Origin of the sequence: Glycomyces harbinensis (assembly GCF_900101745.1) — a bacterium.
Classification (GTDB): domain Bacteria; phylum Actinomycetota; class Actinomycetes; order Mycobacteriales; family Micromonosporaceae; genus Glycomyces; species Glycomyces harbinensis.
The window spans coordinates 105926-117336 of the sequence record NZ_FNAD01000010.1; the positions used below are offsets into that span (position 1 = coordinate 105926).

Genomic DNA, 11411 nt, shown 5'->3' on the forward strand with positions numbered 1-11411 from the left:
CCCTGTAGGAGGAGAGACTGTGCGGGAATTGGTCGAGATCGGCCCCGGCAAGATCGTGGCGCGGGGCTGGCGTCTGTCCGAAGTGGCGCTCGTACCGACCCGGCGGACCCGGGACATCGACGATGTCTCCACCGAATGGCAGCTCGACGCCTACCGGTTCGAGATCCCGGCCGTGGCGCATCCGTCCGACGCGACGATGAGCCCGGCCTCGGTGATCGAGATGGGCCGCCTCGGCGGCCTGGGCGTCCTGAACGGCGAAGGGCTCTGGTGCCGCTACGTCGACCCGACCTCGCTGCTCAAGGAGCTCGCGGACACCCCGGCGGAGAGCGCGATCGAGCGGCTCCAGGAGATCTACGCCGAGCCGGTCAAGCCCGAGCTCGTCGCCGAGCGGATCGCCGAGATCCGCGCGGGCGGGATCACCACGGCGATCCGCTTCAGCCCCCAGCACACCGCCGAACTCGCGCCGCTCGCGGTCGAGGCCGGGGTGGACCTGCTGGTCATCCAGGGCACCATCGTCTCCGCGGAGCACGTCTCCTCCGGCGGCGACGTGCTCAACCTCAAGCAGTTCATCGCGGACCTGGACGTCCCCGTCGTCGTCGGCGGGGCCACCAACTACAAGACCGCCATGCACCTGATGCGCACCGGCGCGGCGGGCGTCATCGTCGGGGTCGGCTCCGACGACTGGTCGACCACCGACACCGTGCTCGGCATCGACGTGCCGATGGCCTCCGCCATCGTCGAGGCCGCCGCGGCCCGCCGCGACTACCTGGACGAGACCGGCGGGCGCTACGTGCACCTCATCGCCGACGGCGAGATCACCCACTCGGGCGCGATCGCCAAGGCCATCGCCTGCGGCGCCGACTCGGTCATGCTCGGCTCGATCCTCGCGGACGCGGCCGAGTCCCCGGCGGCGGGCGCGTGGTGGCACTCGGCGGCCTCGCACCCGAAGCTCCCGCGCGGACGCTTCCGCCAGGGCGACTCGGGCGACGTGGAGGTCCCCGACATGGAGGCGATCCTGTACGGCCCGAGCAACAGCTCGGACGGCAGCCAGAACCTCTTCGGAGGCCTCCGCCGGGCCATGGCCAAGACCGGCTACACCACGGTCAAGGAATTCCAGAAGGCCAGCCTGGTCACCGCATAACAAGAGCCAATCGAGGCCCGGCCCGCAAAAGCGGACCGGGCCTCGGCGCGTCTGGAAACCATGAGCGGTCACGGTGCGTCCGACCGGGCTGCAGCCGAACCGCGGTGGCCGATGTCGGCGAGTGTCCACGACGTCGCCTCCTTCGCGTTCGGAGCCGTGAGGGGTTTCGGCTCTACCGCCTTGATTTTAGTGGGGTGGGCGGGACGCGTGGGTACGGTCCTAGCGTCCGGTTCGGGGTCCTCTGTTCGGGGGAGGGGCTGTCCGCTTACCGGCGATTTGTGCGTCCGCACACAGGTATCTGTCAGCTAGGCCACGTATCCTTGCGAGCGTGAAGCGCAAGAAGCACCCCGTTCCCACAAGGAGTGGGGAACAACACACCCGGCTTTCGGCGTTGGTGCTGCTGTGACCTGCCCGTTCTGCTCCGTGCCCACCGTGCCCGGCGCGCGCTACTGCCACAACTGCGGCGCGCCGCTGTCCCCCGAGGCGACCGCTCCGCAAACGGAGCGCCGCTACGTCACGGTGCTCTTCGGCGACCTCTCCGACTTCACCACCTGGTCCGAGAGCCTCGACCCCGAACGCGTTTCCTCCGTCACGGACCGTCTGCTGGCCGAATGCGTCTCCGCCGTCAACGAGTTCGGCGGCCACGTCGACAAGCTCATGGGCGACGGCCTCATGGCCGTGTTCGGCGCCCCGCTCTCGCACGAGGACGACGCCGAGCGCGCCGTGCGCGCCGCCCAGGCCATGCAGAAACGGGTGCGCAGGCTCCTCAAGGCCGAGTCCGGTGGGGGTCTTCCCATCGGGCTTCGCATTGGCCTCAGGTCCGGGCTCGTCGTGGCCGGCATGCAGGCGAACCTCGAGTACACCGTCATCGGCGACACCGTGAACACCGCGTCGCGCCTGTGCGCCGCCGCCGCCGTCGGCACCATCTGGGCCGGCGAGGAGACCATGCGCGCGACCAAGCACGCCGCCGCCTGGCGCCGCCTCAGCCCCGTGCGCCTCAAGGGCAAGCGCGAGCCCGTCGAGGTGTTCCAGCTCCTCGGCCTCGAGGACGAGCCCGGCACCCGCGCCAGCCTCGGCGACACCGCGTCCTTCATCGGACGCGACGCCGAGATCGGCCGCGTCACCGGCCGCCTCGAAGCCGTCATCGACCGCAGCGAACCCCTGGTGCTCATCCACACCGCCGAAGCCGGCATGGGCAAAACGCGTTTTGCCCGCGAGGTGCGGACCGTCGCCACCGAGCGCGGCGCTCGAGTCTTGACGGTCCGGGTTGCTCCCTACGGCGAAGGCCGCCGCTTCGGGCCCCTCGCCGACCTGGTCAGGAAGGCCGCGGGCCTGCGCTTCGACGACGACCGCGCCACCGCCGAGGCCAAGATCCGCCGCATCGCCGACGGCCACGCCGACCACGGCGAATGCCGCCTCAACATCACGCTCCTGCTCGGCCTCCTCGGCCACGTCCGCCCCGGCTCCGCCGACCGCGTCGGCGGCTTCACCGGCCAGCAGTCCGACGCGCACACGATCCCCGAGGCCGTCGCCGAGCTCATCACCCACATGGCGACGCAGGCCCCGCTCGTGCTCAACATCGACGACCTCCACACCGCCTCGGCCGACGGCATCGACGCCCTCGGCGTCGCGCTGTCGAAGATCCACGGCCCCGTCCTCGTGCTCCTCTACGGGCGCCCCGAGCTCACCCGCTCCTCCGGCGTCCTCACCCGCATCTCCGAGGCCGAGGTCCACCCGCTGCCGCCCCTCGCCGGCGCCGACGCCGCGCGCCTCCTGCGCGAGTTCCTCGGCGGCGGCCGCATGCCCAAGCCCGACGAGGACCGCCTCCTCGGCTTCGCCCAGGGCAACCCGTACTACCTCGCCGAACTCGTCACCCTCCTCACCGAGCAGGGCCTCCTCGCCGACGCCGGCGACCACTGGCGCCTCGCCGCCGGGTCCCTCACCGGACGCGTCCTCTCCCGCGACCTCGCGCAGGTCCTCGGCGCCCGCATCGACGCGCTCAGCCCCGCGGCCCGCTCGCTCCTGCGCGCCGCCTCGATCTTCGGCGACGCCGTGCCCCCCGAGGCCACGCAGCTGCTGGAGAAGGAGGTCCCCGGCGAGTTCGAGCGCGCCCTCCAGGAACTGCTCGACCGCCGCATGCTGCGCCGCCGCTCCTACGGCGGCTACCGCTTCGTGACCCCCCTGCTGCGCCAGGCCGCCTACGCGCCCATCGGGAAGGCCGACGCCGCGCACGCGCACGCCGAGATCGCCCGCTGGGCCGCCGACACCGAACTCGAGGGCCAGAGCGCCGACGACCTCGTCGTCTTCCACGCCGAGCAGGCCGTCACCCTCGCCAAAGAGGTCGAGATCGAAGCGCTCGACGAGGTCTGGAACGTCCTCCCGCTCGCCGTCGAGGCCGTCCGCAAGCAGGCCGCCCGCGCCATGGACGCCTCGGAGCCCGAGCGCGCCGTCGCCCTGCTCAACGGCGTCGAACGCCTCGCGACGCTCTCCTCCGACGACCGCCTCCTGCGCGGCCGGGCCCTGACCCGCCTGGGCCGCACCGTGGAAGCCGAGGCCGAGATCGAGGGCCTCGCCGTCGACATCGGCCTCATCGTCCCCACCGACGACCACGACGAGCACCCGTCCGGGCGCCTCTTCGGCGACGACTTCCCCGAGGACGAGGCCGAACTGGTCGCCCAGCTGCTCCTGCTGCGCGGGCGCCTCCACCGCTACAAGGGCGAGCTCCAGGACGCCCGCACCGCCTGGACGGCCGCGCTGGCGCTCTCGCGGCGCGAAGGCCTCGCCGGGCCCCGCTGCGACGCGCAGTGCCGCATCGGCCTCCTCGACTTCCTCGCCGGGCACCTGTCCGAGGCCGAGGCCCGCTTCCTCGACGCCTACGACACCGCCTTCGGCGTCGGCGACGACCGGCGGCTCGCCTGGGCCCTCCAGCACCGCGCCTGGGTCCTGGTCGCCCGCGGCGACTTCGACGGCGCCGACGACGTCCTGCGCGAGGCCGCCAAGGCCTTCGCGCGCCAGATGGACCTCGTCGGCCGCGCCTGGGTCCGCGGCGTCTCCGCGTTCGCCCTCCTCATGGCCGGGCGCTTCACCGAGGCCAAGCGGCTCTCCGACGTGTTCATGCCGATCGGCGAGCGCTCGGGCGACGTGTTCGCCGTCGGGCTCCTGCGCGCGATCGGCGCCGCCGCCCAGATCAGCCTGGGCATCCCGGCCGGCGCCGACGCGGCCGCCCGCAACTCCTTCCGCGACTTCGAGCGCATCGACGACGACTGGGGCCGCGGCTTCGCCAAGTACGTGCGGGCCCTCGCGGCCCGCTCGATCGGCGCGCTCGACCACGCCCTCGACCTCGCCGCCGGCGCCGAGGAGTACGGGGCCAAGACCGGCCACCCGCTCCTGATCAGCCTGACCCACAACCTCAGGGGCCGCTGCGCCCTCGAAGCGGGGGACCCGGCCATGGCCGAGGCCGCCGCCGAGGAGGCGCTCGCGCTGGTGACCGACGACGTGCTCGAACCGGGCCGCGCGGCCAACACCGCGCTCCTGGCCGACGTGCGCGCCGCCAAGGGCGACCGCGCCGAAGCCCTGCGGATGCTCGAACCCCTTGCGGCCCATTACGACGAGCCGTCCCTGGGCTGGCCCCGCCGCGCCATCGTGGCCCGCTACGCCCGCCTCCTCGACGAGGACGGGCAGATCGACGCGGCCGCCAAGTGGGCCGAGACCGCGCTCAAGTCCTTCGGCGAGGACCCCGCGTCCACCGCCTGGGCCGAGGGCTACCTCGAGCGCACCGCGGTCGTCTGAGCCCCATGGGGATCACTCCGGGTCTGACCGCCTGCGGCGCACCGGAGTGTGAACCGTCCCGGCTCCCGCGCGCGATCGCGCGGACCGACGCACTCCCTGTCTGCCGACCCGCCGGGCCGGTGCTGGGATGCTGAGAGGATGAAGCAGACGCAACGGGTGGACGGGCGGTCCTTTCGGACTCCTGCCGCTACGGCCGGGGCCCGTTCCAGTCGGACCGCCCGTCCTCCCGCGCGTCACACGGGGGATGCATTCACTATGCGCCACCGGTACTTCGCCCTCGGCGAGCGACACATCATCCGTTCGGCCAGTTATCGCTGGCTTTTCGTCCAGGGGTATACAGAATCATGGACGCGTTGCCGTACCGTTATTCCCAAAAGGTCCCATGACTCGGAACCCCCAGATCCGGTCGCTCTGACCTGAGGTTCGGAACGTCCCCCCGCAATGACCCGTGCACGCATGTGCGCACCGACCTGCACCAAGGCCCGACGCCAGGCTCACGGCCGCGCGTCGCCGAGAACGGAGGCTGTATCCAGTGGACACCATCTCGTCCTACGGTGCTCCAACCGGTCCCCACCTCTCCGCGAACGCCCCTCTCGCGCCCCCGGGACTGCACGTCGAAGCCGATCCGGAGGCGCTCCTCCAGGGGATAGAACGCCTGACCGGCTTCACCGAGATCGACCGCGGCGCCTTCTCCACCGTCTTCAGCGCCACCCGGTTCGACGACGGCTCCGAAGTCGCCGTCAAGATCGAGGCCAGGCCGCTCACCGACGACGCGGGGCTCGAGCGCTTCCGCCACGAGGTCCAGACCGCCGGGCGCCTCTCCGACCACCCCTGCGTGGTCAAGATGCTGTCCGCCGGCCTCACCCACCAGGCCAACCCGTACGTGGTCATGGAGCGCTGCCGGGGGTCGGTCGCCGACCTGCTCGACCGCCACACCACGATCCCGCCGCACCGCACCATCGAGATCGGCATCCGCATCGCCGACGCCCTCTCCGCGGCGCACGAGGCCGGGATCGTCCACCGCGACGTCAAGCCCGCGAACATCCTTGTCAACCACACCGGCCACGCGGTCCTCGCCGACTTCGGCCTCTCCAGCCTCATCCCCGTGCCGCGCCCCGGCGAGCCCGTGTCGACCATGGCCACCCCGGCGTACGCGCCGCTGGAGGTCTTCCAGATGCGCGAGGCGGGCCCCAGCGCCGACGTCTACTCGCTCGCGGCCACGCTCTACACGATGCTCAGCGGCAGCCCGCCGCGCTTCCCCTCGGACGGCGTCCCCGACATCAACCAGGTCGCGGCCCTGTTCGACCAGCCGATCCCGGCGATCCCCGGCATATCGCCCCTGCTCCTGGAGATGCTGCGCACCGCGCTCATCAACAACCCCGACGGCCGCCCCACCGCGGTCGAGTTCCGGGAGTTCCTCGCGAGCATCCCCGAGGCCTCCACCGGGATCATCCCGCGCCTCACCGACGACGGCTCCCTGCGCGGACCGGTCTCCCCCGCGCCCCAAGGCGTCGGCGTCTACGGCGCCTACTCCTCGCCGCCGCGGCCCGAGGTCCGCGACGACGCGCCCCGCTCCGGGTACGTCGAGCTCGACCCCTCGACCTTCCCCGACGCGCCCTCGACGCTGCGCCTGGCCCCCGGCAAGCGCCGCGGCCGCATCCCGACCCACCCCGCCGAAGCGCAGGCCGCGCCCCCGTACGTGTCGCCGATCAGCCCCGAGCGCACCGGCACCGCCCGCGTCGCCAGCGCCCCGGTGACGCCTCCGGCGAGCCCGCCCCGCCAGGCGAGCGCGCCGGTCAGCCCGCCTCCCGCGGCGAACGAGACCGCCAAGTGGCAGTCCTTCTCTTCGGGCGGGGCCCGCGAGGACTACGACGCGCGCCTTCCCGTCCCGGTGGCGCGCAACGAGACCGGCCTGACCCGCCGCGAACGCCGCCTCAAGGACGGCGACGGCGGCGGCTCCGGCGTCGGCCGCCTCATCGGCATGGGCGCCGCGGGCCTGGTGATCCTGGGCCTGCTCATCGCCGGCGGCGTGTGGCTGTTCGGCGGCGACGAGCCGACCGACCTCGCCGAGCAGTCCATCGCCGACGACTACGTCAGCGAGTGCCCGCTCAGCGCGGACGGCGCGGGCTGCGTCACCGAACCGACCTGCTTCGACGCCGAGTTCGCTTCGGCCAGTTGCGAAGGCGCCCACATGTGGGAGGGCTACGCGACCGGACGGCTGCCGGAGGGCGTCGAGGACGCCGAGGCCGCGCGGGCCGACGAGACCGTCGCCGCGGCGTGCGTCTCCGGCGAACGCGAGGACGGGCCGCTCGCGCAGCTCGTCGGCAGCGACTCGATCTACTGGCTCACCGACGTCCACCTGCCCGGCGACGGCACGTTCATGTGCGTCGCCCAGCTCAAGGACGGCACCGAGGCGACCGGACCGACCTTCTTCCGCGAGGGGTGAGGGCGCCGCAAGACGACCGGGAACGAAAGCGCCCCGGCACCACACCTGGTGCCGGGGCGCTTCGTCGTCGCCGTACCGGGAGAAGGGGTACGGCTTCCGATCAGAACTCCTCGTCGAGGTCGACCTTGCCTTCCACGGCCACTTGGTAGGCGGTCGGCCTGCGTTCGAAGAAGTTCGTCAGCTCCTGCACGTCCTGGAGCGCCATGAACGGGAACGGGTTCTCCGAGCCCCATTTCTTCGGCATGCCGAGGCGCGCGAGGCGCTGGTCGGCGGCGTACTCCAGGTACGACTTCATGTCCTTGACGGTCATGCCGGGCATGCCGTCGCCGATGAGGTCCTCGGCGAACTGGAGTTCGGCCTCCACGGCCTCCTCCAGCATGTCGGTGACCTGCTGCCGCATCCGGTCGTCGAACAGCTCGGGCTCCTCCTGGCGCACGATGTCGACCACGCTGAACGCGAAGTTCATGTGGCAGGACTCGTCGCGGAAGACCCAGTTGGTGCCGGTGGCGAGGCCGTCGAGCAGGCCGCGGCTGCGCAGCCAGTACACGTAGGCGAAGGCGCCGTAGAAGAACAGGCCCTCGATGCACGCGGCGAAGCAGATGAGGTTGAGCAGGAACGTCCGGCGGTCCTCGCCGGTCTTCAGCTCCTGCATGTCGAAGACCGAGTCGATCCACTTGAAGCAGAAGTCGGCCTTGCGCTTGATCGAGGGGATGTTGTTGACCGCGTCGAACGCCTTCGTGCGCTCCTCCGGGTCGGGCAGGTAGGTGTCGAGCAGCGTCAGGTAGAACTGGACGTGCACGGCCTCCTCGAACAGCTGGCGCGACAGGTACAGGCGGCCCTCGGGGGAGTTGACGTGCTGGTACAGGTTGAGCACCAGGTTGTTCGCCACGATCGTGTCGCCGGTGGCGAAGAACGCCACGAGGCGGTGGATGAGGTGCTGCTCCTGGGGCGTGAAGGCGGCCAGGTCGGTCAGGTCGGAGGCGAGGTCGACCTCTTCGACGTGCCAAGTGTTCTTGATGGCGTCCTTGTACTGCTCGTAGAAGTCCGGGTACTTCATCGGTCGCAGTGTCAGGTCCATACCTGGGTCGAGCAGCATGGGCGTCCTCTCTCGGTTTCTTGTCGGTTGGCGCGGCGCGTCGAGTGAGAGGCGGCGCCGTTGCGGGGCAAGGGGTTCGGAGCGGCGGGGCCTTGCGGTCCCGCCGCTCGGCGGGTCCTACTGGCAGGCCTCGCAGCTCTCCGGGTTCTCCAGGGAGCACGCGATGTCGGCCGGGACGACCTCGAGCTCGGTGGGCTTCTGCTCGGCCGGCTCGGCGCTCACGGTGGTCTGGTTGATGCGCGTGGCCGGGCGGCTGCGCAGGTAGTACGTGGTCTTGAGGCCCTGCTGCCACGCGTAGCGGTACATCGACGAGAGCTTGCCGATGGTCGGGCTGGCCTGGAACAGGTTGAGCGACTGGGCCTGGTCGATGAACGGCGTGCGGGCGGCGGCCAGGTCGATCAGGGCGCGCTGCGGCAGCTCCCAGGCGGTGCGGTAGCGCTCCTGGAGGTCGGCCGGGATCACGTCGATGCCCTGGACGGAGCCCTCGGCGACCACGATGGCCTGGCGCACGCGCTCGTTCCAGATGCCGCGCTCCTTGAGCTCGGCGATCAGGTGGCGGTTGACCTGGAGGAACTCGCCCGACAGGGTCTCGCGCTTGAAGACGTTCGACACGACCGGCTCGATGCACTCGGCGCAGCCGGCGATCGAGGCGATGGTCGCGGTCGGCGCGATCGCGATCATGAGCGAGTTGCGCAGGCCGTGCTCGGCGATCTCGCCGCGGACGGCGTCCCAGCGCTCGTTCAGCGTGACGCGCGCGTTCGGGTAGTGGTCGGCGTGGAGCACGCCGTCGGCGGCGCGGGTGTCGGCGAAGTTCGGGTGGGCCCCGAGCTCGGCGGCGAGCCTCGCGGAGGTCTCGTACGCGACGAGGGCGATGCGCTCGCTGATCGCGGTCGAGAGCGCGAGCGCCTCCTCGGAGTCGAAGGTGAGCTTCAGCTTGAAGAACACGTCGGCGAGGCCCATGCAGCCCAGGCCGATCGGGCGCCACTTGCGGTTGGCCTTCTCGGCCTCGGCGGTCGGGTAGAAGCCGAGGTCGATGGTGCGGTCGAGGAACTTGACGGCGCTGCGCACCGTCTGCTCCAGCCGCTCGAAGTCGAAGCCCTCGGTGGAGCAGTGCTCGGCGAGGTTCACCGATCCGAGGTTGCACACGGCGGTCTCGGAGTCGTTGGTGACCTCCAGGATCTCGGTGCACAGGTTCGAGAGGTGGATGACGTTCTCTTTGCGGGCGGTCTGGTTCGAGGTCCGGTTCGCGGTGTCGGAGAAGGTGATCCAGCCGTTGCCGGTCTGGGCCAGGGTCCGCATCATGCGCCCGTAGAGTTCGCGGGCGGCCACGGTCTTGCGGGCCTTCCCGGCGGCTTCGGCGGCCCGGTAGGCCTGGTCGAAGTCGTCGCCCCACAGGTCGACCAGCTCGGGGGTCTCCTTGGGGTCGAACAGGGACCACTGCGAGTCGGACTCGACCCGGCGCATGAACTCGTCGGGGATCCAGTTGGCGAGGTTCAGGTTGTGGGTGCGGCGCTCGGTGTCGCCGGTGTTGTCGCGCAGCTCCAGGAACTCCTCGACGTCGGCGTGCCAGGACGCGAGGTAGACGCAGGCGGCGCCCTTGCGTCGCCCGCCCTGGTTCACCGCCGCGACGGACGAGTCGAGGGTCCGCAGCCACGGCACGATCCCGTTGGAGTGCCCGTTGGTGCCGCGGATGAGTGAACCGCGCGACCGCACCCGCGACCACGCGATGCCGATGCCGCCGGCGTACTTGGAGAGTCGCGCGACCTGGCTGTAGCGCTCGTAGATCGAGTCGAGCTCGTCCTTGGGGGAGTCGAGCAGGAAGCACGAGGACAGCTGCGGGCGGCGGGTCCCGGAGTTGAACAGGGTCGGCGAGGACGGCAGGTAGGCGAGGGCCGACATGAGCCGGTACAGTTCGGCGGCCTCCTCCACGGACTGGCTCAGGCCGCAGGCGACGCGCAGCATGAAGTGCTGGGGCCGTTCCAGCACGGACCGGTTCTCGGGGTGGCGCAGCAGGTAGCGGTCGTAGACGGTGCGCAGTCCGAAGTACTCGAAGCGGTCGTCGGCGGCCTCGTCGATGACGGCGTCGAGCGCGGGGCCGTTGGCCCGCACGAACGCGACCAGGTCGGTCGAGAGCAGCCCGTTGGCGTCGCTCGCGCCGATCGAGGACGTGAAGCTGGTGACGCCCTCGCCCGCGGTCTCGTCGGCGATGTGCTCGGCGAGGAGCCGGGCGGCGAGCTTGGAGTAGGTCGGCTCGGAGGCGACGGTCGACGAGGTGATCTCGATGGCCCGCTCGCGCAGGCCCGCCTCGGTCGCGCCGGGCCACAGGCCCGCCTCGATCTGCGCGATGACCTTCTCGGCGTCCACGTCGGGCAGTCCGGCCGCGTGGACGCGGAGGCGCTCGGCGATCCGGGCGGCGGGGCCCTGTTCGGGCTCCCGCTGCTGCGGTGCGGTGGTGGTGGCGGATGGCGTGGTGGCGAGCCCGGTCATCTCTGCGTCCCCTCGTGCTGTGCTCGTGCGATCCGCTGCGGATCGCACTCCTGCGGCGCGGCGGCGCCGTCGACCCCACGCGGGGTCGACGGCACCGACCTGACAGAGCAGAATCATACATGTAGTGGTTCGCTCCTGGGGTCGCCCCAAGATGTTGAGTTTTTCGAGGGTTTCGGTCACTGAACCCCCAGCGTGTCCGCTAGGCTCGAGGGTTTCCGCGGGGTCAGCCTATGCCGCGGATCCGACACTTCTCCCGCGAAACCGCCGCGGCCGCGGCGGTGTGATCCTCGCCGGGGAAACCGCCTGCGGGAACCGGGTCGGCGGCTGATAGCATCGTGGCGGCCTGTTCAGTCAGGCATGCCTCCGTAGCTCAGTGGATAGAGCACTGGTTTCCGGGACCAGGTGTCGCAGGTTCGAATCCTGCCGGGGGCACCGTAACTACCAGGATCTCA

General features: G+C 71.2%; 5 protein-coding genes and 1 tRNA gene. 4 read left to right on the forward strand and 2 right to left on the reverse strand.

Annotated elements, in window-relative coordinates; translation table 11 throughout:
- Positions 1-19 precede the first annotated feature (19 nt).
- From BLQ63_RS17040 to BLQ63_RS17050, 3 genes are all read left to right on the forward strand, one after another.
- Positions 20-1141 carry a GuaB3 family IMP dehydrogenase-related protein gene (locus BLQ63_RS17040; RefSeq protein ID WP_091037873.1) on the forward strand — a complete coding sequence of 374 codons (1122 nt, stop codon included), beginning with the start codon at positions 20-22 and terminating at the stop codon, positions 1139-1141.
- Between the two features lie 423 nt (positions 1142-1564).
- Positions 1565-4930, forward strand: coding sequence for an adenylate/guanylate cyclase domain-containing protein (locus BLQ63_RS17045; protein WP_177154978.1), 3366 nt, complete (start codon positions 1565-1567; stop codon positions 4928-4930).
- A gap of 532 nt (positions 4931-5462) precedes the next feature.
- Complete coding sequence (locus BLQ63_RS17050) at positions 5463-7376, forward strand: serine/threonine-protein kinase (protein ID WP_177154979.1); 1914 nt, start codon at positions 5463-5465, stop codon at positions 7374-7376.
- Positions 7377-7476: 100 nt separating this feature from the next.
- Here BLQ63_RS17050 and BLQ63_RS17055 read toward each other — a convergent pair whose 3' ends face one another.
- Together BLQ63_RS17055 and BLQ63_RS17060 are read right to left on the reverse strand one after the other, a co-directional pair.
- Positions 7477-8472 (reverse strand): ribonucleotide-diphosphate reductase subunit beta, encoded by a 996-nt coding sequence (locus BLQ63_RS17055; RefSeq protein WP_091037878.1) that lies wholly within the window; start codon positions 8470-8472, stop codon positions 7477-7479.
- A gap of 117 nt (positions 8473-8589) precedes the next feature.
- Positions 8590-10959: a ribonucleoside-diphosphate reductase subunit alpha gene (locus BLQ63_RS17060; RefSeq protein WP_091037881.1), complete on the reverse strand. Its 2370-nt coding sequence runs from the start codon at positions 10957-10959 to the stop codon at positions 8590-8592.
- A 359-nt stretch (positions 10960-11318) separates the two neighbouring features.
- On the opposite strand from BLQ63_RS17060, the gene BLQ63_RS17065 reads away from it, so the two are divergent.
- Positions 11319-11391 (forward strand) — tRNA-Arg (locus BLQ63_RS17065).
- Positions 11392-11411 lie beyond the last annotated feature (20 nt).

Bases quoted from the DNA above. Each gene is read 5' to 3' on its own strand.
- BLQ63_RS17055 (WP_091037878.1), bottom strand. From the start codon at position 8,472: ATGCTGCTCGACCCAGGTATGGACCTGACACTGCGACCGATGAAGTAC.
- BLQ63_RS17060 (WP_091037881.1), bottom strand. From the start codon at position 10,959: ATGACCGGGCTCGCCACCACGCCATCCGCCACCACCACCGCACCGCAG.